Below are 20,478 nucleotides of genomic sequence, written 5' to 3' on the forward strand. Positions count from 1 at the left end.
ACGGAATAGGGCGCGGGTGATTCTCAAGGCGCCCGAAGAGGCGCATCGCGAGCCGATGCGCGCGACATGGCGCCAGAATGAAGACAAGCCCTTCCGCTCGCGGCCTTCGCATCCTGCTGGCGGCGCTGTTGGCGGCGGCTGCGACCGGTGCGCCGGTCCGGGCGCAGACCGAAACGCCAGAGCCGTCGCCTGCGCCCGTCCAATCAGCGCCGGCGCCCGCGCCCGCGCCGCCGCTAACGCCGCCGCTCGCCGAACCCGCGCCGTCGCTTTCGCCGCCGTCGCTCGGCGCCCCGCCCGAAGCGCCGCCGCCGGCGGCTCCGGTGCCCGCGCAGGCCGCGCGCAAGCCAAAGCCGAAACCCGCGCCGCCGCGCGAGACGGCGCTGTCCGACGATCCGACTCCGGCGTTGCAGCCGCAAACTTTCTACACCACCGCGAAAGCGGCGGATCGCTACCGACAGATCGTCGATTCCGGCGGATGGCCGATCGTCGGCGTTTCGCTTCGGCCCGGCTCGAAAGGCGCCGCGGTGTCGACGCTGCGCCGGCGGCTCGCGACCGAAGACGACAGCATCGCCGATACGGCCAGCCCGAAATGGAACGCCGATCTCACCGCGGCGGTGAAGCGCTTCCAGTTTCGCTTAGGTCTGAAACAGACCGGCGTCGTCGCCGGCGCGACGCTGCGCGAACTCGACGTGCCGGCGGAGACAAGACTGCTTCAGCTCGACTCGACCGCGCGGCGGCTCAACGCGCTCGAATTCGAGTTCGGCCCCAGATACATCGTCGTCAATCTTCCGTCGACGGCGGTCGACGCGGTGCAGGATGACCGCGTGGCGCGCCGCTACGCCGCGATCGTCGGCGATCTCGATCATCATTCGCCGGAGCTGCAGGCGAAGGTCGTCGCGGTCAATATCAATCCGACATGGACGGTGCCGGCGTCGATCGTCAAAAACGAGATCGCGCCGAAAATGGTGAAGGACCCGTCCTATCTCAAGCGCTCGCATATGCGCGTGCTCAACGCGCATGGCGAGGAGGTCGATCCGCGCTCGATCAACTGGGCGAGCGAGCGCGCCGCCCAATATACGCTGCGTCAGGATTCCGGGTCGGGCAATTCGCTGGGCTCGATCCGCATTTCGATGCCTAACCGCTATTCCGTCTATATGCATGACACGCCGTCGCGAAATCTCTTCGCCAATGATTATCGCTTCCTGTCGCATGGCTGCGTGCGCGTGCAGGGCGTCGTCGATCTCGCCGCCTGGCTGCTCGACGGCGAGTCAGGGCCGCTGATGAGCGAGGACGAGATCAACGCCAAAATCGCATCGGGCGAGCGCGATGACGTGAAGCTGACGCATCACGTGCCGGTCGCATGGGTCTATATGACCGGCTGGGCGTCGGCGGACGGCGTCGTGCATTTTCGCGACGACGTCTATCATCTCGACGAGGCCGGCGAACTCGCCGAGCAATAAAGGCTACAGCGTGAGACGGTAGCGCACGAAATCGTCGGCTTCGATGAATGCGTCATAGAGCCGCCGCGCGCGTTGATTGTCCGCTTGCGTGTGCCAATAGAGCCGTGACCAGCCGCGCGCGCGTCCAAGATCGATGAGGTCTTGAATGAGCGCGCGACCCACGCCGGCGCCGCGAAAGGACGGATCGACGAAGAGATCTTCGAGGTAACAGACCGGCGAAGTCGTCCAGCTGCTTTCATGCAGGGCGGAGACGGTAAAGCCGGCGACGCGCCCGTCGATTTCCGCGATCCGTCCGACCAACGCGGATGCCTGATCGAGCAGGCGGCGCAATGTGTGTTCGGTCACCTCGGCAGGCACGGAGGTTTCATAGAAATCATTGTATCCCGCCCAGAGCCTGCGCCAATCTTGCGCATCGGCTTTTCGGATGTCCCGCACCGGCGTCATTCCTCTTGCGCTCTCGCGCTCTCATGCCAGCCGCGCAGCAGATAATGCGACAGCGCGGCGAGCGCGCCGTAGATCGCGAGGCCGCTCAGCGAAATCAGCGCCAGCGCCGCGAACATGCGGGGAATGTCGAGGCGAAATCCCGCCTCGACGATGCGATAGGCGAGGCCGGTTCCCTGTCCCGAGGCGCCGGCGGCGAGTTCGGCGACGATCGCGCCGATCAGCGCCAATCCGCCGCCGATGCGCAGGCCGGCGAGGAATTGCGGCAGCGCCGACGGCAGCCGCAGATAAACCAGCTTTTGCCATGGCGAGGCATGATAAAGGTCGAAAAGATCGCGCAGGCCGAAGTCGACCGAGGCCAATCCGAGCGACGTATTCGACAGAATCGGAAAGAAGGCGACGAGAAAGGCGCAAACCAGCACCGCATTGCCGGGTTGCAAATAAATGAGCAGCAAGGGCGCGATGGCGATGATCGGCGTCACCTGAAGCGTGATCGCGAAGGGCAGCAGCGCGCGCTCCAGCCATTTCGATTGGGCGATGAGCAGCGCCAACGCCACGCCGCAGATGGCGGCGATCACAAAGGCTTCGAAGGTGACGCCAAGCGTCACCAGCAGCGACGAAAACAGCAATTCGCGATCTTGAACAAGCGTGGCGAGGATGACGGAGGGCGCCGGGAGGATATAGGACGGGACGTTCTCCCACCGCACCAGTCCTTCCCACAGGGCCAGCGTTGCAATGAAAACGGCGAGCGGCGCGCCGAGGTCGCGCCACTCAATCGCTTGTCGCGCGCGGATCATGCCTGCGCTCTTGCCCGCGCTCATGGCGTCGCCTCTTCGATGGCGAGGCGAAGCGCCTGCGACCCTTGGCGGCAAATGTCGGAGAACATCTTGCTCGATCGATAGTCGTCGTCGCGCGCGATCGCCGGGTCGATCTCGATCTCGTCGATGATCCTGCCGCCGCGCCGCGACATCACCAGGATGCGGGTCGAAAGATAGGCGGCTTCGAACACCGAATGGGTGACGAAGACGATCGTCGCGCCGAGCCGGCGCTTGAGCGCGAGCAGATCGTCGTTGAGCTTGAAGCGCGTCACCTCGTCCAGCGCCGCGAATGGTTCGTCCATCATGATCAGCGCCGGCCGCGTCACCAAAGCGCGGGCGATGGCGCAGCGCATCCTCATGCCGCCGGAGAGTTCGCGCGGCCGCGCGCCCGAGAAATCCGCTAGGCCGACATGGGCGAGCGCCTCTTCAACGCGCGCCGCCGCCGCTTCGCGCGTGAAGCCGCCAAGCCGCAGCGGCAAAAAGACATTGTCGAAAACGCTCGCCCAGGGCAGCAGCGTCGCATCCTGAAAAACAAAGCCGATATTGTTCTTGGAATCAGGCGCGCGCCAGTCGATCGAACCTGCGGTCGGGCGCGCCAGCCCGGCGATCAGTCGCAAGACCGTCGACTTGCCGCAGCCTGAGGGCCCGAGCAGTGTCAGAACTTCGCCCTCGCGCACGTCGAGGTCATAGTCGGCGAGCGCGACGAGTCCGCTCGGAAAGGTTTTGCCGACGGCGCGCAGCGCAACCAGCGCCGGCGCCGTTTGTCGCGCTTCCGTGGCGCCCAGTGCGTTCATGACGGCGCGCTCGGCGTCATTTCGGCCGCTGCTCCATGCCGACCTTCTTGCCGATGAAGCGCAGCGTATAGCCGCGTTTGTAATCAAGGTCCGCTGGAACGACTCCGGCCTTCGCCATTTTGTCGAAAAAACTCTTCATCCGCGCGTCGGTGATCACGCCGATGCCTTGCGTCAGCGCGTCGCCTGAATCGACAATGCCGCGCTCCTTCATTTTGGCGATCGAATAGGCGATCTGGCCGTCGGTCATCTCCGGATTGTCGCGCTTGATCATGGCGTTTGCAGCGGCGTTGTCGCCATAGAGAAAATTGCGCCAGCCGATGATCGAGGCGTCGACGAAGCGCTGCACGAGGTCCGGCGTTTTGGCGATCGTATCGGCGCGGGTCTCGACCGTCGTCGAATAGCCGTCATAGCCATAGTCCGCCAAAAGAAAGATGTTGGGCGTGAAGCCGCCCTGGCGTTCGATCGCGTAAGGCTCCGAGGTTACATATCCTTGCTGAATCGAATTCCTGTCGGCGAGGAAAGGCGCGGAGTTGAAATTGTATGGCCTGATGTTTTTGTCCATGAATCCATAGGCCTGCTTCAACCATTGCCAAATCGAGACGCGCATGTCGCTGGCGATGAAGGCCGTGGCCTTGGGCAGGTCGTCGAAACGATCGAGGCCGACGCCGGGATGCGACATGAACATCATCGGATCGCGCTGAAACATGCTCGCGACGGTGACGACCGGCACGTTCTGCTGCACCGATTCAAACATCTGAATGGTATTGGCGCCCATCGCGAAATTGACTTTTCCCGCGGCGAGCAGGAGGCGCGCATTGAGCTGGGGCCCGCCTTGCAGAATGGTCACGTCGAGTCCATAGCGCGCATAAGTGCCGTCGGCGATGGCCTGATAGAAGCCGCCATGCTCGGCCTGGGCGCGCCAATTGGTGGCGAAGCCGACCTTATCGAGCGCAAAGGCAGGCGCCGCGAGGAGGAGGGCGGCTGCAGCGTAAATGACTTTGATGAAGGCGCCGCGCGCTGTCACTTCTTGCTCCCTCGGCCGGTTCGTTCTTGAAACCGCGTCATCGCCCTGGAGCCCGGACACGGGGCAGCTACGAACTGCCGCAGGGAACGATAGCCGAGCGCGGGGCGCCGGTGAAGCGCGATCTATCGCTGGAGCCATTTCAAATGCGCGCGGCGCGCGGCGCGGGTGATTCCGCGCCCACGCGGGCCGTGAATGAATGGCTGACGCTTAATCCTGATCTGGCGACGCATCCAGAGGCGCGACGATCATGCCGATCAACTCGACGTGGACTGAACGACGTCCTTCGCCATGGCCGCGGCGATGCTCTGCGCGCCGGGCTTTAGCGACTTGATCTGATATTCTTCGCATTGCGCGTTCAAGCCGGCGAGACCGCCATAGAGCTGTTCGGTGTCGCCATAGCCGATCGCGGCGAAACGATAAATCAGCCGCCGCACGAGGCTGGCGCTCAAGAAATAGCCGGAGTGAACGTCGACCTCGCCCTTAAGGTGGATATAAAGCAGGCGCAAATGTCCAAACCAGGACAGACTCGGTCCCTTGCCGCGCGTTGCGTCGGTTACGACTCCCTTGCCCGCGTCGTCGATGCTGTCGGTACAGTCGAAATAGGTCAGCCGCTGCGCGAAGGATTCTTCCGACTGCGCGGCGTCGATCTCAGCGTAAAGCTGGTAGAGCGTGCGGGAGCCGACGCGCAGATTGTCGAGCGTCAGCTGTTCGGAAATTCCCCATCCGGTCAGCACGCCGACATTGCCGAGCCGGTAACCGAAATTCCGGCTCTTGGTGGGCAGCGAGAAGAAATTCGCCGTCGTCGAAATGTCGCGGAGAATTTCATCGCCCTCATTGGAGAAGAGATGCGCTTCCTGAAAGCGGATCAATGACGAATGCAGCGCGTTGCTTCGGCCCAGCAACAGGACCTCCGCCGGAATGTCCGGCGAGACCAGCACCAGTCGGCGCAAGAGAAAGCTCTTGCCGATCTTCGATCTGATTTCGCGTCGTTCGCGCTCTTCGTCGCTCCCCGGCATTTCGACGCCGCGCATGGCGGCGATCGCCTCGGGCGAAAACACGTCGGTCAGAATGCGCACGGCGTTGGTGACGACGAAGGCGCCCATGCTGTGGCCGATGAAGGAAAGGTCGACCCTTCCGGACAGATCGGCGGCGGCGACATCTGGCCGAGCGTTCGACAATTTGTCGTCGATTTCGCGAATGAGATTGACGAGGTCCGGCACGGCGTAAGTCGTCGCCCGAAAGCCGTCGCGAAAATAGACGACGAGCCGCAGCAGAAACAGCGTGATCGGGATGACGGCCATTATCGCCGTCACGGCGGTCACGACGACGCGCGCGAATTTCCACCAATCGCAGATTTCAAAACGGAAATTCACCAGATAGACCGCGACCAGCGCCACGAATAATACGCCGAGGAGGAAGATCGGCGCGGCGCTCAAACCGCTGCGCCAGGGCGTGCCCGCTCTTTCCGACGGCCAACGATATCCTATGCAGACGAGGCCGCGGTCTCGAAGCTCGTCGTCCTCATTCACCGCTACGAAGGAGCGCCGATAGGTCTCGAGGGCGCTGTCGCGCGGCGTGTTGAAGCCATGCACGGTGATGAGCAGTTTGGGCTTTTTCTGCTTCGCCAAGGTCGCGACGATTTCATCGATCGTCGAAGGCTTGCAGTATTCAGGCGTCGGCAGGTCGCTTTCCTTGTCGTCGAAATTTATCGGCGCGGTGCTCTCGACAAAGAAAGCCGGCGTGAAAGCCTTGCCGTCCTGCGCCGCGACATCGACCTCATAGGTCGCCAATTCCTGAATTCTGGCCATGGAACCGCTCCAAATTGTTCGATTGAGCGACGATCCTTTGATGAATATTGAGACGGGGCCGAGCATGCCCCAGCCTCGCATGCGCGACAAGTCAAGGCGGCATCCGCCTTTTTTGTGAAATCCGTATGTCGGCCAAGCGACGGCGCCGCGCCGGGCGACCCATTCGCGGCCTGCGCAATTTCACCTCCCTCAAGGGAAGGGGATTGCGCCAACGTCGTGCCGTTTGCCTCGAAGCGGGGCGCTAGCCGTTCGCGGCGCGGTCTTGTTTCCAAATCCCCCAGCGCCAATAGAGGAAGATGAGCGAAAGCAGCCAGAAGGCGATGAAGCCGTCCGAAAAAATCGTGAAGAAATTTTAGGGCGCGAAATCGCCTTCGCGCAGCGTCTGCATGACATGGCCATAGGTCGCGCCAAGCAGGAAGAAGGACCAGCCGAGCCCGGTCGCGATCCAGAACGAGCCGCCGATCCATAGGCTGAGGAAGCCGAGAATTCCCCAAGCCCCGTCGTGAAATCCAACCTCGAACTGGAAAGGACTTCCCGGCGGCCAGCCGATGCTTTTCGCCGTGGCGTCGGCGAAGAAAATATGGGGAATGAAGCCGAAGAAAAAGCCGACGACGCCCACGTCCAGCGCGAGGGCGTAAAGCAGCAACAGGCGAATGATGCGGGCGCGAGACCTCGGGACTTTGCTTAGCGCTAGATGAACCAGGGGCAAAAGCACGCTGAGCAGCGCGATGACGATCATGATCATTTTGAACGGCCTCCAGGCGTCATCTTGGGGCGGTTGAGGCGTTGGCGCGGATCAAGCGTCTATTGTATGGGCTTTGTCGCGAAAACCACCGGCCAAGCCCTACCCGCGCCGGACGACCCATCCCGCCCCGAATCGCGCTAATATCGCTCATGGCTTCAAAACCTGATCTTTTCAGCGGCGCGCCGCGCAAGGCGCCCGCAGCGAAACCCGCCGCAAAGCGCGGGCCGGCCGAATATTCGGCCGCCTCGATCGAAGTGCTGGAGGGGCTCGAGCCGGTCCGGCGGCGCCCCGGCATGTATATCGGCGGCACCGACGAGGCGGCGATGCATCACCTCTTCGCTGAGGTGCTGGACAACGCCATGGACGAAGCGGTGGCGGGCCACGCCACCTTCATCGAAGTGACGGTGGAGACGGATGGCTGGCTTTCCGTCTTCGACAATGGCCGCGGCATCCCCGTCGATCCGCATCCGAAGTTTCCAAAAAAATCCGCGTTGGAAGTGGTGATGACCACGCTCCATGCCGGCGGCAAATTCGATTCAGGCGCCTATCAGACCTCAGGCGGCCTGCACGGGGTCGGCGTTTCGGTCGTCAATGCGCTGTCCGAGAAGCTCGAAGTGGAAGTCGCAACCGGCGGCGAACTCTACCGGCAGGAGTTTTCGCGCGGCGAGCCGCTCGCCAAGCTCAAATCGCTCGGGCGCATCGCCAATCGTCGCGGCACCAAGGTGCGCTTCAAGCCAGACGCGCAGATTTTCGGCGCCGGCGCGCATTGGAAGCCGGCGCGGCTCTTCCGCATGTCGCGCTCCAAGGCCTATCTCTTCGGCGGCGTCGAGATCCGCTGGCGCTGCGATGCTTCGCTGATCGAACCCGGCGCAGATACGCCGCAGGAGGCGGTGCTGCGCTTTCCTGGCGGCCTTAAGGATTACCTGGCGCGCGAGATTCACGGCCACGAGCTCGTCACGGACCAGCCCTTTGTCGGCAAGATAACGCGCGAAGGCGGCCACGGTTCGCTCGAATGGGCGGTCTCCTGGCTCGCCGAGGATGACGGCTTCGTCCATTCCTATTGCAACACTATTCCGACGCCGGACGGCGGCACGCATGAAGCGGGATTTCGCGCCGCGCTCCTAAAGGCGCTCAAGGACCACGCCGAGCGCGTCAATCAGGCGAAGCGCGCCAAGGACGTTTCCGCCGACGATCTCATGGGCCAGTCGGCGGCGATGATTTCCGTCTTCATTCGCGAGCCGGAGTTTCAGGGCCAGAACAAGAGCCGGCTGATGAGCGTCGAGGCGACGCGCATCGTCGAAAGCGCGGTGCGCGACGCCTTCGACCATTGGCTCGCCGGCGCGCCGTCGCAGGCCAATAAGTTGCTCGACTTCGCCGTCGAGCGCGCCGAGGAGCGCCTGCGCCGCCGCGCCGAAAAGGACATCGCCCGCAAGACCGCGACCCGCAAGCTGCGGCTTCCCGGCAAGCTCGTCGACTGCACCAATAATTCGGCGCAAGGATCGGAACTGTTCATCGTCGAAGGCGATTCCGCCGGCGGCTCGGCGAAGGAGGCGCGCAACCGCGCCACGCAGGCGATCCTGCCGCTGCGCGGCAAGATTTTAAACGTCGCCTCGGCGACGAAGGACAAGCTTCTCGCCAATCAGCAGCTCGCTGATCTGACCCAGGCGCTCGGCTGCGGATTGGGCGCGCATTACCGCGACGAGGACCTGCGCTATGAGAAGGTGATCGTGATGACCGACGCCGACGTCGACGGCGCCCATATCGCCTCGCTGCTCATCACCTTCTTCTATCGGCAGATGCCGCGGCTCATCGAGAACGGCCATCTCTATCTGGCGCAGCCGCCGCTCTACAAGCTGACCCAAGGGGCGAAGACCGTCTATGCGCGCGACAATGACCATCGCGATGAATTGATCGCCAAGGAATTGACCGGAAAGGGAAAAATCGAGACAAGCCGGTTCAAGGGGCTGGGCGAAATGAGCGCCGCCCAGCTCAAGGAAACGACGATGGACCCTGGAAAGCGCACCCTGCTCAAGGTTGTCGTCGAGCCCGATGATCGCGAGGAGACCGCCGACTGCGTCGAACGGCTGATGGGCAACAAGCCGGAAGCGCGCTTCGCCTTCATTCAGGAGCGCGCCGCCTTCGCGACCGAACTCGTCGATATCTAGCCCCTCGCCTACCGGCCCGTCCGGGAGTATGCTGACCGCCTCCCAACAGATGACAGGCACTGCGTGACCGACACGGAAATTCGCCCAGAAACCGATGACGCGCGCTCCGCGCGGTCCTTCTGCGACGAGCAAGCCTTTGCTCTGGAGCGGATGCAGCTCGCGCTCGACGCCGGGCGCACCGGCATTTGGGATTGGAACCTCCTTACCGGCGAGGTGCATATCGACGAGCGCGTGCGCCGCCTGTGGGGACTGCCCGAGGGCGTTCCGGCAAGCTTCGAGATTTTCCGCAGCGCGCTGCATCCGCAGGACAAGAAGCGCACCAAGGAGGCGGTCGGCGTCGCGCTCGACCCCACTCACGAGGGCGACTACGAGATCGAATATCGCGTCATCGGTCAGACCGACCGCATCGAACGTTGGGTCTCGGTGCGCGGCCGGACTTTTTTCGAGGATGGAAGGGCGGTGCGCATTCTCGGAACGGCGCGCGACATCACGCCCCGCAAGCAGCGCGAGCAGCATGTCCGCGTTCTGTTGCGCGAACTCGTGCATCGATCCAAGAATCTGCTCGCCGTCGTGCAGGCGATGTCGCGGCAGACCGCCGCCGGCTCGCCGTCGCTCGAAGAATTCCAGCGCAAATTCGCCGCGCGTCTGCAGGCGCTGTCGATGGCCCATGATCTGCTGGTCTCGCAGGACTGGCGCGGCGCCTCGATGCGCGAATTGGTGCGGGCGCAGCTCGCCTATTGCATGGATACGCCGCGAGGCGACCTTTCAAGTCGCGCCAAGATCGATGGGCCCAAAATCATGCTGAAGCCGGAGGCCGCGCAGAATATTGGCCTCGCCCTGCATGAACTCGCGACCAACGCGCTGAGCTATGGCGGTCTGTCGCGGCCGGATGGGGGCGTCTCGCTGAGTTGGCGCTTCGAAGACGGTCGGCTCAACATGGAATGGCGCGAGACCGGCGGTCCGGCGGTGGCGATGCCGCCCCGCGAAGGCTTTGGCCATAAGGTGATCAAACGCCTTGTCGCCCAGGCGCTCGATGGAACCGCGACGCTGAATTTCCCGCCCGAGGGATTGATCTGGACGCTGTCGATCCCGGCGAGCTACGCCACGGTCAGGGAAGAGCAGGCGTAGCGCCGTGTTGCGCGCAAAACGCTATGTAGTCTTCCGCGTTCTGCCGGGCATAGAGAATGGCGAAGGATACGAGCGCGTCGTCGAAGGCTTCGCTCTTGCCCATGTAGCCCGCAAGAGTCATGGCGTCGGCGGAACGCGCATGGGCGCGCGCCAAGGTGCGACCGCATAGTTTCGCATAATCCAGCAGGTCGTGATTTTGCAGTAATTCCGTCAGTCCGCCCAATCGGCGCGTTTTCAGCTGGCGCATATAGAATTCTCGCTTGGACGCCGGGTCGCGCATCGGCCCTAGAAAAATGTCGGACGCGGCCTGCATCATACGCTGCCCCCCGACGACGCGTTCGCCCTGCGCGCCGCGCCAAGCGCCAAGGCCGAACCGTTCCAGCACCGAGCGCTTCGCCTCTTTAACCTGAAGGAACAGCGGCTCCTCGTCCGGGCTCAGGAATAGGGCGATCGTGCAATAGGTTCCAACGCTGCCGACGCCGACGGCCTTGAAGGCGATGTCGGCCAAATGGTAGCGGCGCAACAAGGACGCGACATGCGGCGGCAAATTCGCGAAGGCGGCGGCGATAAGCCCGTCGACGTCGAATTGGTCGGCGGCGCCGTCGTCGAGATGGAACAGCCGTGGACGCTTGTCTTCGATTCGACGCGCGCCGGCGTCGCCTTGCACGACTTTTGGAAAATTATCCGCGCAATCGTCTTCGCTTTGACGCGCCGACGCCACGGCGCGCACCGCCTGGTGGAGAACCCGGTTACGAAGCTTCGCGACCACATCGCGCAGCGGCACGCGCCTATTCCAGGCCTGGAGCGGCGTCAGGCTCGCCAATTCAATCACGGCGCGACGGTAGGCCTTGACGGCGGCGCGCGCTACGGCTCGCGCGCCGCGTTCGCTTTTGCCGGCGCCGAGCGCCGCAAGGACGACGCTTGTCGCGAAGCGGCGCAAGTCGATCGTGACATCGACTTCGGGCAGCGTCTCGTCGAAATCATTCACGTCGAACAGCGCATGTCCTTCCGGCGAGATGAAGGCGCCAAAATTCATCAAATGACAGTCGCCGCAGACCTGCGCACGTATGCCGGGCGCCGGCTGCGTCGCAAGATCGGCGGCCATCACGTCGGCGGCGCCGCGCAGAAAGGCATGCGGCGACTCCGCCATGGATTTGCGGCGAAGCGGAAGCAGGGATTGGATTCGATCGCGCTCGGTCTCGGCGATGATCGCGAGCGCGTTTCGGTTTGCGGCAGGCGTAAAGTCCGCGAGCGTTTCGCGTGGAACGATCTGGCGCAGAGCCTTTCCGGCCGCGTAGCGGGCGCGACGATCGGGGCCGCGCTCAATGACGCCGGTTTGCGTTTCAATGTGCATCGTCGGCAATCTCCAAGAAGCCAATAACCAATGATCGCAATTTGAATCGGTCGGGTCAGCCTGCCTTTAGAATCATCCCAGCAAATCGATCAGCGGTCCGATCAGCGGCGCGTCGGCGGGCGGCATCGGATAATTGCGCAAGTCGCGGGCGCGCGTCCACTTCACCGCCTGTCCTTCCGTCGGGCTGACAAAACCCTCCCATTTACGACAGACGTAAAGCGGCATCAGAAGATGAAAATCGTCATAGGCGTGACTGGCGAAGGTCAGCGGCGCGAGGCAGGGCGCGCAGACGCGAACGCCGAGCTCCTCCTCGAGTTCGCGCGCCAGCGCATCTTCGGGCCGCTCGCCGGGATGAAGCTTGCCGCCGGGAAATTCCCACAGACCGGCAAGCGCCTTGCCTTCGGGACGTTGAGCGATGAGCACGCGATTGTCGGCGTCGACGAGCGCCGCCGCCACGACCAGCAGAAGATTCACGGGCGCGCTCAATTGCCGGAAAGAACGACTTTCACCGGGCCGTTTTCCTGTCCGGTGAGCGTCACTTCCTCATACATCGCGCCCCCTTCAGGCGTTTGCGAATTCTTCGGCTTCCAGACCAGCTTGGTGGTGAGATAATAGCGCCCGGGCGCGACGTTCTCGAAGGTGAAGCGGCCATCCTGGTCAACCGTCGTCGTGCGGGTGAGCGAGGCGTATTGCGTGTCCGGCTCGCTCTCCGGAACAGACGCGGCCGGCAGAAATTTCACTGAGCCGTAAAACTTCTTGATTCGCTCCTGCGCGTAAGTCGTCGCCGGGATGAGTCTTACGGTTTCGCCGGCGGCGTAGCGCACATTCGATTTCCCCGAGCCGTCCTGCAGAAAGGCTTCTCCGGCGATGACGCCTCTGCCGGGCGCTCTGACGTAACTCGCCGGCGTCGAATCGAATCCAAAACCGGATATCGGACCGCGCGCGGCATTGCACGCCGAAAGCATGGCGAGAGGCGCGACGGCAAGAAATTTGACCCAACGCATGCGCGCAACGCTCCACGACGAACGCCGGCCGCCAACCTATGCCGGCGCCGCGGCGCTCGGACCACAAGGCGGCTTCGACAGTCGGACAATCTAGCACGTCAGCTATCGCCTTGACGACCGCGACGCCTGCCGACAGCTAGGCCGCCAAAGCGGCGGCCGAATGGCCGCCCGCGCGCGAGTCCTCACGCGGCGGACAAGATTGTGACGCAATATCAAGCGCTTTATACACCCTCAAAAAGCTTGCAGCGCAGGCCCCGCGTCTTTCACCATATTCGCAACATCTGGCCGCGAAAGAATGGGGAAAACCGGCGTAATCGCGGCGCGGCGCGAAAACGCCGTCGCGCCCCCTTCGACAATCAGCTGCGGTAGTCGCCATTGATGGCGACATATTCCTTGGTGAGGTCGCAGGTCCATACCGTCGCGGCGCCTTTGCCAAGACCAAGATCGACATTGATGACGATTTCGTCGCGCTTCATGATCTGCGAAACTTCCGCTTCGTCATAGTCGGGATCGCGCAGCCCCTTATGCGCGACACGCACGCCGCCGAACCAGATCGCCAGCCGGTCGCGGTCGGCCCTTTCGCCGGCCTTGCCGACCGCCATGACGATGCGGCCCCAATTCGCGTCCTCGCCGGCGATCGCGGTCTTCACCAGCGGCGAATTGGCGATCGAAAAGGCGACGCGCTTCGCCGCCTTGGCGCTGTCGGCGCCGGTCACCGTCACTTCGACGAATTTGCGCGCGCCTTCGCCGTCCTTCACCACCTGATGGGCGAGGTCGAGCAGCACGGCGTCGAGCGCGCGCTTGAAATCCGCGAGCCGCTTGTCGCTCGCCTCTTCGATCTTCGGCGCGCCGCGCTTTTTCGCCGCGCCGGTCGCGAACAGCAACAGCGTGTCGGAAGTCGAAGTGTCGCCGTCGACGGTAATGGCGTTGAAGCTTCGCTTGGCGCCGTTCTCGAGCATCGCCTGCAGCGATTCCGCGCCGATCGCCGCGTCGGTGAAGACAAAGGCGAGCATCGTCGCCATGTCGGGCGCGATCATCCCGGCGCCTTTGGCGATGCCGCTGATCGTCACTTCGACGCCGCCGATCGTCGCTGCGCGCGTCGACAGTTTAGGATAGGTGTCGGTGGTCATGATCGCGCGGGCGGCGTCCTGCCAGCCGTCGGAGCGCGCCTCTTCGACGAGCTTCTCCATGAGGCCGTCGAATTTATGCGCGTCGAGCGGTTCGCCGATGACGCCCGTCGAAGCGAGGAAAATCTGGCGTTCCGGCGCGCCCGTCGCCGCGGCGGCGAGCTTGGCCGAGAATTTCACCGCCTGCGCCCCGGTCTTGCCGGTGAAGGCGTTGGCGTTGCCCGAATTGACCAGCAGCGCGCGCGCCTTGCCGCCCTTGAGCTTGTCGCGGCACCAGTCCACGGGCGCCGACGGACATTTCGATTTGGTGAAGACGCCCGCGACCGTCGTTCCCGTATCGAGCAGGGCCAGCATCACGTCGGTGCGGCCGGCGTAGCGCACGCCGGCGGCGCCGACGGCGAAGCGCAGGCCCTCAAGCGGGGGGATGTCGGGGACGGATGTCGGCGCGAGCGGGGAGACCGGGGCGTCGTGAGCCATGGCGAAGCCTTGCATATCGGAGTGGACCTGCGCGGGTTTGACGGCGCTTCAGGTCCACGTCAAGGCTTCGCCGCGAAGCGATTCTCCTTTGGCCGAAAATTCTCGCATCAAAAGAACAGAGGCGCTTCGAGGCTACTTCTTTTTCTCCGGTTCGGCAGGCTTGGCGCCCGGCGAGCCTTCGGCCGGTTGATCCGCGCGCTCGATCTTGGCGCCGTCGCGCAATTTCATGACGAGTTCGCTTTGCGCCTTCTGCACGACATAGCGGGCGACCTGATCCTTGACCTGATCGAGCGGCGGAAACACCTTCGGGCGCTTTTCGTCAAGCTTGATGATGTGCCAGCCGAACTGCGTCTTGACCGGCTCGGAAATCTGGCCCGGCTCCATTTTCGCCGCCGCCTCGCCGAACTCCGGCACCATGCGGTCCTTGGTGAACCAGCCGAGGTCGCCGCCCTTGGCGCCCGGGTCCTTCGAAAGTTCGGTCGCGACCTTGCCGAAATCCTCGCCGCCCTTGACGCGTTTCAGCGCCGCCTTCGCCTCGTCTTCGGACTGCACCAGAATGTGATGCGCGTGATATTCGGTTTCGGGCTTCTGGTTTTTCGCCGCCTCGTCATAGGCCTGCTTGATCGCCGCTTCGGTCGCCGCCTTTTGGGCGACGTTGCCGAGCAGAGTCTCCATCAGCGCCTTGTCGCGCAGATAGGCCAGCTTCTTGGCGAAGTCCGGCGTTTCGGCAAGCTTGTCGGCTTGCGCCTGTTGCACCACGAGTTGCTCATCGATCAGGAAGTCGAGCACATAGGACTCGCGCGCCTTTCCTTCGAGCTGGCGCGGAATGGCGGGGCCGAGATCCTCCAACGCCAGTTTCAGGTCCTCGTCGGTGATCTCGACGCCATTGACCTTGGCGAGCGTTTTCGCCGCCGCCGTCGTCGCGCCGGCGCTCATTGCCAGCAGGGCGGCGAGCGCGGTCGCGCCCAGCGCGGCGCGAGCAAGGGAACGCACATTCTTGCGGGCGTGAGACATGTTCTGCTCCAAAAAAGGGCCAGGACGGGCTTGAAGAAAAGCGGCCGTCGCCGCCAGAGGGAAAGCTCCTGCGCGAGGAATCCGGCGTATCTATGCCCGAGCGGCGGGTTCTGCAACTCCCGCTTACGCTGAAACCGGGCGCTCGGCGAGTTCGCCGACGACGCTCGTGAAAATTTCCCTGGTCCGTTTCTGGGCGTCGCCGAGCAGGGCCTCGAGATTGGAAAGATCGGGCGCGTCGCCGAGCCGAAGCAGCAGCTCCGTCAAGCCGCGCGGCGCGTCGGCCGGACGGAACGCGTCATCGATGGCGAGCCTCATCAATTGGGTCAGGCCCTGATAGAGCTTTGAGGCCTCCGTCAGCGCTTCGGCCCGGCCGGCGTCGAGCACGCCCGCGTCTTTCAGATGCTGCAGGGCCAGCGTGACGGTCGTCGAGAAAAGCTCGGGATGCTGCGGACCATGGAGCAGCATCAGATATTGGGCGATGAACTCGATGTCGATGAGCCCGCCGGGGACCTGCTTGACTTCCCAAGGGCTTCCCGACCCCTTTTCCTTTTCGATCCGCCGCCGCATCGACAGCACGTCGTCCTTCAATTTTTGCGGGTTGCGGGGCGTCGTCAAAGCGGCCCGAATCGCCGCTTCGACGCGACTGGCGAAGGCCTGGGGACCGGCGACGACGCGGGCGCGGGTCAGCGCCATATGCTCCCAGGTCCAGGCCTCATTAGCCTGGTAGTCCGAGAAGGCTTTGAGGCTCACCGCGAGCGGGCCGCTGTTGCCTGACGGCCGCAGGCGAAAATCCGCCTCATAGAGCAGGCCTTCGGCCGTGGGCGCGGATAGGGCGCTGATCAGCCTTTGGGTGAGGCGGCCGTAATATTGTTGCGTCGAAATCGGCCGCTCGCCGCCCTGCGATTCCGCCAATGGGTCGGCGTCATAGAGCAGCATCAGATCGAGATCGGACGCCGCCGTCATTTCGCGCCCGCCGAGCTTGCCCATGGCGACGACCGCGGCCGAGCCACCCTCGATCTGTCCATGGGTTTTCGCGAATTCGTCGCAGACCAGTTTGAAGAGCCGGGAAATCAGGGTTTCGGCCAGTCGCGTATAGGCGACGCCGGCCTCCGCCACCGAGACCGAGCCGGTCAGGATGCGCACGCCGATGAGGAATTTCTGCTCCTGTCCGAAAATACGGGCGCGATCGAGCGAATCTTCATAGGAGCGCGCCTCCGCGAACTGTTCCGCCAGCCGCTGATCGAGCTCCGCCTGCAACGGCACGCTTTCGAAGAAGGCCGGTTCGAGCAGCGCATCCAAGACGCGGGGACGGCGCGAGATGGTCTCGGCGAGTTTCGGCGCCGCGCCCATGATCGCGGCGAGCAGATTGAGCAGGCGCGGCTGCGACACCAGAAGCGAGAAGAGCTGCACGCCGGCCGGCAGTTTCGAGATGAGCCTGTCGAAGGCGAGGAACCCCGCGTCGGCGTTTTCAGTCGCGGCGATCGCTTCGAGCAGGATCGGCGTCAGTTCGGTGAGGCGTTCGCGCGCAACGGTCGAGCGGGTGGCGGCGTAGCGGCCGAAATGCCAGCCGCGAATGGTCGCGGTCACCGTCTTCGGATTCGCAAACCCCATGGCGGCGAGCGTCTCGATCGTGCCGGGATCGTCGTCATCGCCGGTGAAGACGAGATTGCCGGCCGAAGAGGTGAGCTGCGGCGCGCTTTCGAACAGCCTGCCGTAATGGCCTTGCACAACTTCGAGTCGCGTCAGCAGCGCTGGCGCGAAATCATCATAGCCGGCAAAGCCCATCATCCGCGCGACGACGGCGACGCCTTCCTCAGTTTCGGGCAGCGTATGTTTCTGCTCATCGGCGATCATTTGAATGCGGTGCTCGACGTCGCGCAAAAAGAGATAGGCCTCGCGCAGATCGTCCCGCGCTTGCGGCGCCACCCAGCCGCTTTCGACGAGCTGGTCGAGCATGGCGAGCGTCTCGCGTCCCCGTAGGCGCCGATCGCGGCCGCCGGTGATGAGCTGCTGCGTCTGCACGAAGAATTCGATTTCGCGAATCCCGCCGCGGCCGAGTTTGATATTGTGGCCGGCGACGGCGATCTTGCCGTGCCCCTTATGGGCGTGAATCTGCCGCTTGATCGAATGCACGTCGGCGATCGCGGCGAAGTCGAAATATTTGCGCCAGACGAAGGGCGCGAGCTCCTGCAAAAATTGTTCGCCTGCAAAGATGTCGCCGGCGACCGGCCGCGCTTTGATATAGGCGGCGCGCTCCCAGTTCTGGCCCATGCTTTCGTAGTAGGAAAGCGCCGCTTCGAGCGGGATGGCGATCGGCGTCGCGCCCGGATCGGGACGCAGCCGCAGATCGGTGCGAAACACATAGCCGTCCGGCGTGCGCTCGCTCATGATTTTCACGATGCGCTTCGTCAGCCTGACGAAGAAATCGACATCTTGCGAAGGGTCGACGAGGCGCGCGCGCGAACGATCGAAGAAGACGATGAGATCGATGTCGGAAGAGTAGTTCAGCTCATACGCGCCGCCTTTGCCCATGCCGAGAAAAATCCAACCCGATCCGCGTTCGGGGTCGCGCTGATCGGTGAGTTCCAGCTTACCGGCGAGAGAAGCGGCGCGCAGCGTGAAGCGAATGGCGGCGGAAAGCGCGGCGTCGGCGATCCGGGTGAGCGCGTCCGTCGCTTCCGGCATGTCCCAGACTTTGGAAAGATCGGCGAGCGCGATGACCAGCGCGGCCTCCTGCTTGACGAGACGCAGCAGGCGCATCAGCTCGGCTTCGTCTTGCGTTTCGACATGCTGCATCGACTCGATGAGCGCGTCGATGCGCTGCGCGGGATCGCTCGCGAGCGCCCCTGCGAGCCGCGCCGGATCCCGCGCCGAAATGTCGGTCAGATAGGGCGACGAGCCCAATACGCCGAGCAGCAGATCGTGCGCCTTCGGCCGTTCCCGTAGAAGCGTTGCGAGCGCGCCCTGGGTTGCGTCCTCTTTCTCGAGAACGCGCGTGAGCGCCTTCTCGGCCTTCTCGACGTCGAGAGGGGCGATGAAGACTTTGGCGCGGTCGAGAAGGGCGTTGGCGTCCGGCGTCAAGAGGCCTTCCTTTTGCTGCTTCGCGAAGCGGCTTTGCGCCGGGATATAATCCGGCTATGCCGTAAGTGAGATTTGAGAGTCGTCAGACGATCGTCAATGAAAAAAGGAGCCTGACCCTCATCCTGAGGAGCGCGCGTCTCGAAGGACGAGGGAGTTTGGCGCCGATGATGAGAAATATTCATGTCGCAAGAAGATGTCGCGCAGCTGCTCGCCCGCATCGCCGGCGCGCTGGAGCGCTTGGCGCCGGCGGAGCCTGCAGCGCCAGATTTCTCCGTCGCCGAGGCCTTCGTCTGGCGCGCTTCGGGCGGCGCGTTCCATGCCGTCGCCCGCGTCAATCGCGTCGATCTGGCGCTGCTCAAGGGCGTCGACCGCCAGCGCGACATGCTCCTTTCCAATACCAGCCGCTTCGCGCAGGGGCTGCCCGCCAACAATGCGCTGCTATGGGGCGCGCGCGGCATGGGCAAGTCGTCGCTGGTGAAATCGGTTCACGGCGCGCTCGCCGAGACGGGGCTGAAGCTGATCGAAATTCATCGCGAGGATATTGAAGCGCTGCCCGCGCTGCTCGGCGCGCTGGCGCCGGCGCCGTTTCGCTTCATCGTCTTTTGCGACGATCTTTCCTTCGACGGCGCGGAGACGAGCTATAAGGCGCTCAAGACCGCGCTTGAAGGCGGCGTCGAGGGACGGCCCGACAATGTGCTGTTCTACGCGACGTCGAATCGCCGCCATCTGCTGCCGCGCGACATGATGGAGAATGAAAGCGCCACCGCGATCCATCCCGGCGAGGTCATTGAAGAGAAAATCTCGCTCTCCGATCGCTTCGGACTGTGGATCGGCTTTCACAATTGCAGTCAGGACGATTATCTAGCGATGGTCTTCGGCTACGCCGAGTGTTTTGGCCTGAACGCGCCCCAGGCGACGATCCGCGCCGAGGCGCTGGAATGGTCGATCACCCGAGGCGGGCGCTCAGGCCGCGTCGCCTGGCAATATATTCAGGACTTGGCCGGGCGTTTGGGGAAGACGTTGGGATAAGCGTTTGAGTGCGCCGGCCCAGTGCATCAATACGGACGTTCCGGCGTGCATTCCGCGGTCGTGCATCTCGGCGCATAGGCATAGGGGATCATGGCGGCGACAAACAGCAAGCCGCCCATGACGACGATCGCCAATTTGTAATTCATCGCGGTTCCTTTCCGACAGCGTTCGGCCCTTCGGCTTTGGTCGGAAAATTCCACGGCGGCGGACGCGCGTCTGTGACTTTGTCTTGCTGGCCGCACCGGAGAAGCATCAAAAGTTAAATCGTCTTCCCTTTGAACCGGCACAAATCGGCGATGACGCAACGCGGACATTCAGGCTTGCGGGCCTTGCATACATAGCGCCCGTGCAGAATCAGCCAATGATGGGCGCGCAGCAGATATTTTTCCGGCACGATTCTCGCGAGTCCAGCTTCGACCTCTTCGGGCGTTTTGCCTTTCGCCAGCGGCAGCCGGTTGGAGACTCGAAAAATATGGGTGTCGACCGCGATCACCGGCTCTTGGAAGGCGACATTGAGCACGACATTCGCGGTCTTGCGGCCGACGCCGGGGAGCGCCGTCAGCTCCTCGCGCGTGCGCGGAACTTCGCCGCCATGGCGTTCGACGAGCAATCGCGACAGGGCGACGATGTTTTTCGCCTTGGCGCGAAACAGGCCGATCGTTTTGATCAGATCGCGCACCCGCTCCTCGCCGAGCGCCGCCATTTTGGCGGGCGTGTCGGCCAGTGCGAAAAGCGCCGGAGTCGCCTTGTTGACGCCGGCGTCGGTCGCCTGCGCCGACAGCACGACGGCGACGAGCAGCGTGAAAGCATTATTGTATTTGAGTTCGCTCTTGGGCGCCGGATTGCCGGCTGAGAGACGCGCGAAAATCTCGTCGACGCGGGCGGCCTCGGCGGCGGTCGGCCGCCGACCGGCGCGCGCTTTTTTGCCGGGGCGTGCGCCATGAGTGTTTGTTTCGGCCATGGGCGCGTTATAACTTCAAGAATCTGGAGGAGAAAGCGCCGGCAGCAG

At 63.6% G+C, this 20,478-nt stretch carries 17 protein-coding genes; 4 read left to right on the top strand and 13 right to left on the bottom strand.

The annotated features are described in order from the left end of the window. Positions 1 to 77 precede the first annotated feature (77 nt). Entirely contained in the window at positions 78 to 1,460 is a 1,383-nt protein-coding gene (locus tag U1E20_RS01285; RefSeq protein WP_409978774.1) for a murein L,D-transpeptidase, read from the top strand. A gap of 3 nt (positions 1,461 to 1,463) precedes the next feature. On the opposite strand, the gene U1E20_RS01290 is transcribed toward U1E20_RS01285, so the two are convergent. The 6 genes from U1E20_RS01290 to U1E20_RS01315 all read right to left on the bottom strand — a co-directional run bounded on the left by U1E20_RS01290 (position 1,464) and on the right by U1E20_RS01315 (position 7,090). Further along, positions 1,464 to 1,904 (bottom strand): N-acetyltransferase family protein, encoded by a 441-nt coding sequence (locus tag U1E20_RS01290; RefSeq protein ID WP_409978775.1) that lies wholly within the window; start codon positions 1,902 to 1,904, stop codon positions 1,464 to 1,466. After that, a complete protein-coding gene (locus tag U1E20_RS01295; protein WP_409978776.1) occupies positions 1,901 to 2,722 on the bottom strand; it encodes an ABC transporter permease in 822 nt (273 codons plus the stop codon). The genes U1E20_RS01290 and U1E20_RS01295 overlap by 4 nt, the downstream gene beginning before the upstream one ends. Continuing rightward, entirely contained in the window at positions 2,719 to 3,513 is a 795-nt protein-coding gene (locus tag U1E20_RS01300) for an ABC transporter ATP-binding protein (protein WP_409978777.1), read from the bottom strand. Before U1E20_RS01300 ends, U1E20_RS01295 begins: the two co-directional genes overlap by 4 nt. A gap of 16 nt (positions 3,514 to 3,529) precedes the next feature. Further along, on the bottom strand, positions 3,530 to 4,537 hold the full coding sequence (locus U1E20_RS01305; RefSeq protein ID WP_409978778.1) for an ABC transporter substrate-binding protein: 1,008 nt from the start codon (positions 4,535 to 4,537) through the stop codon (positions 3,530 to 3,532). 254 nt (positions 4,538 to 4,791) lie between these two features. Next, the gene (locus U1E20_RS01310) at positions 4,792 to 6,345 is read right to left on the bottom strand and encodes a hypothetical protein (protein WP_409978779.1); all 1,554 of its coding nucleotides are present in this window, start codon (positions 6,343 to 6,345) and stop codon (positions 4,792 to 4,794) included. Positions 6,346 to 6,697: 352 nt separating this feature from the next. Next, the gene (locus U1E20_RS01315) at positions 6,698 to 7,090 is read right to left on the bottom strand and encodes a DUF6790 family protein (protein WP_409978780.1); all 393 of its coding nucleotides are present in this window, start codon (positions 7,088 to 7,090) and stop codon (positions 6,698 to 6,700) included. A 149-nt stretch (positions 7,091 to 7,239) separates the two neighbouring features. Between U1E20_RS01315 and parE the strand changes: the two genes are divergently transcribed. Next, complete coding sequence (gene parE / locus U1E20_RS01320; protein ID WP_409978781.1) at positions 7,240 to 9,255, top strand: DNA topoisomerase IV subunit B; 2,016 nt, start codon at positions 7,240 to 7,242, stop codon at positions 9,253 to 9,255. A 63-nt stretch (positions 9,256 to 9,318) separates the two neighbouring features. Next, entirely contained in the window at positions 9,319 to 10,383 is a 1,065-nt protein-coding gene (locus U1E20_RS01325; RefSeq protein ID WP_409978782.1) for a sensor histidine kinase, read from the top strand. Here U1E20_RS01325 and U1E20_RS01330 read toward each other — a convergent pair. The 6 genes from U1E20_RS01330 to U1E20_RS01355 all read right to left on the bottom strand — a co-directional run bounded on the left by U1E20_RS01330 (position 10,364) and on the right by U1E20_RS01355 (position 18,440). Beyond that, the gene (locus U1E20_RS01330) at positions 10,364 to 11,737 is read right to left on the bottom strand and encodes a DUF2252 domain-containing protein (protein WP_409978783.1); all 1,374 of its coding nucleotides are present in this window, start codon (positions 11,735 to 11,737) and stop codon (positions 10,364 to 10,366) included. The genes U1E20_RS01325 and U1E20_RS01330 overlap by 20 nt on opposite strands. Positions 11,738 to 11,809: 72 nt before the next feature. Next, positions 11,810 to 12,202 carry a (deoxy)nucleoside triphosphate pyrophosphohydrolase gene (locus U1E20_RS01335; protein WP_409979621.1) on the bottom strand — a complete coding sequence of 131 codons (393 nt, stop codon included), beginning with the start codon at positions 12,200 to 12,202 and terminating at the stop codon, positions 11,810 to 11,812. Positions 12,203 to 12,219: 17 nt separating this feature from the next. Beyond that, positions 12,220 to 12,741 (bottom strand): carboxypeptidase-like regulatory domain-containing protein, encoded by a 522-nt coding sequence (locus tag U1E20_RS01340; RefSeq protein WP_409978784.1) that lies wholly within the window; start codon positions 12,739 to 12,741, stop codon positions 12,220 to 12,222. A 356-nt stretch (positions 12,742 to 13,097) separates the two neighbouring features. Then, positions 13,098 to 14,345 carry a bifunctional glutamate N-acetyltransferase/amino-acid acetyltransferase ArgJ gene (argJ, locus tag U1E20_RS01345; protein ID WP_409978785.1) on the bottom strand — a complete coding sequence of 416 codons (1,248 nt, stop codon included), beginning with the start codon at positions 14,343 to 14,345 and terminating at the stop codon, positions 13,098 to 13,100. Positions 14,346 to 14,477: 132 nt separating this feature from the next. Continuing rightward, positions 14,478 to 15,359: a peptidylprolyl isomerase gene (locus U1E20_RS01350; protein ID WP_409978786.1), complete on the bottom strand. Its 882-nt coding sequence runs from the start codon at positions 15,357 to 15,359 to the stop codon at positions 14,478 to 14,480. 123 nt (positions 15,360 to 15,482) lie between these two features. Next, positions 15,483 to 18,440: a bifunctional [glutamine synthetase] adenylyltransferase/[glutamine synthetase]-adenylyl-L-tyrosine phosphorylase gene (locus tag U1E20_RS01355; RefSeq protein WP_409978787.1), complete on the bottom strand. Its 2,958-nt coding sequence runs from the start codon at positions 18,438 to 18,440 to the stop codon at positions 15,483 to 15,485. Between the two features lie 180 nt (positions 18,441 to 18,620). Between U1E20_RS01355 and U1E20_RS01360 the strand changes: the two genes are divergently transcribed. Next, entirely contained in the window at positions 18,621 to 19,469 is an 849-nt protein-coding gene (locus U1E20_RS01360) for an ATP-binding protein (protein WP_409978788.1), read from the top strand. 259 nt (positions 19,470 to 19,728) lie between these two features. On the opposite strand, the gene nth is transcribed toward U1E20_RS01360, so the two are convergent. Continuing rightward, positions 19,729 to 20,430 carry an endonuclease III gene (nth, locus tag U1E20_RS01365; protein WP_409978789.1) on the bottom strand — a complete coding sequence of 234 codons (702 nt, stop codon included), beginning with the start codon at positions 20,428 to 20,430 and terminating at the stop codon, positions 19,729 to 19,731. Positions 20,431 to 20,478: the final 48 nt, after the last annotated feature.

The organism is Methylocystis sp. (assembly GCF_046349115.1).
GTDB lineage: Bacteria > Pseudomonadota > Alphaproteobacteria > Rhizobiales > Beijerinckiaceae > Methylocystis.

What these genes read in the sequence shown, in the direction of transcription:
- U1E20_RS01285 (WP_409978774.1), top strand. Translation starts at nt 78, where the DNA reads ATGAAGACAAGCCCTTCCGCTCGCGGCCTTCGCATCCTGCTGGCGGCG.
- nth (WP_409978789.1), bottom strand. Translation starts at nt 20,430, where the DNA reads ATGGCCGAAACAAACACTCATGGCGCACGCCCCGGCAAAAAAGCGCGC.
- U1E20_RS01340 (WP_409978784.1), bottom strand. Translation starts at nt 12,741, where the DNA reads ATGCGTTGGGTCAAATTTCTTGCCGTCGCGCCTCTCGCCATGCTTTCG.
- U1E20_RS01300 (WP_409978777.1), bottom strand. Translation starts at nt 3,513, where the DNA reads ATGAACGCACTGGGCGCCACGGAAGCGCGACAAACGGCGCCGGCGCTG.
- U1E20_RS01360 (WP_409978788.1), top strand. Translation starts at nt 18,621, where the DNA reads ATGTCGCAAGAAGATGTCGCGCAGCTGCTCGCCCGCATCGCCGGCGCG.
- U1E20_RS01310 (WP_409978779.1), bottom strand. Translation starts at nt 6,345, where the DNA reads ATGGCCAGAATTCAGGAATTGGCGACCTATGAGGTCGATGTCGCGGCG.
- U1E20_RS01295 (WP_409978776.1), bottom strand. Translation starts at nt 2,722, where the DNA reads ATGAGCGCGGGCAAGAGCGCAGGCATGATCCGCGCGCGACAAGCGATT.
- U1E20_RS01350 (WP_409978786.1), bottom strand. Translation starts at nt 15,359, where the DNA reads ATGTCTCACGCCCGCAAGAATGTGCGTTCCCTTGCTCGCGCCGCGCTG.
- argJ (WP_409978785.1), bottom strand. Translation starts at nt 14,345, where the DNA reads ATGGCTCACGACGCCCCGGTCTCCCCGCTCGCGCCGACATCCGTCCCC.
- U1E20_RS01290 (WP_409978775.1), bottom strand. Translation starts at nt 1,904, where the DNA reads ATGACGCCGGTGCGGGACATCCGAAAAGCCGATGCGCAAGATTGGCGC.
- parE (WP_409978781.1), top strand. Translation starts at nt 7,240, where the DNA reads ATGGCTTCAAAACCTGATCTTTTCAGCGGCGCGCCGCGCAAGGCGCCC.
- U1E20_RS01315 (WP_409978780.1), bottom strand. Translation starts at nt 7,090, where the DNA reads ATGATCATGATCGTCATCGCGCTGCTCAGCGTGCTTTTGCCCCTGGTT.
- U1E20_RS01330 (WP_409978783.1), bottom strand. Translation starts at nt 11,737, where the DNA reads ATGCACATTGAAACGCAAACCGGCGTCATTGAGCGCGGCCCCGATCGT.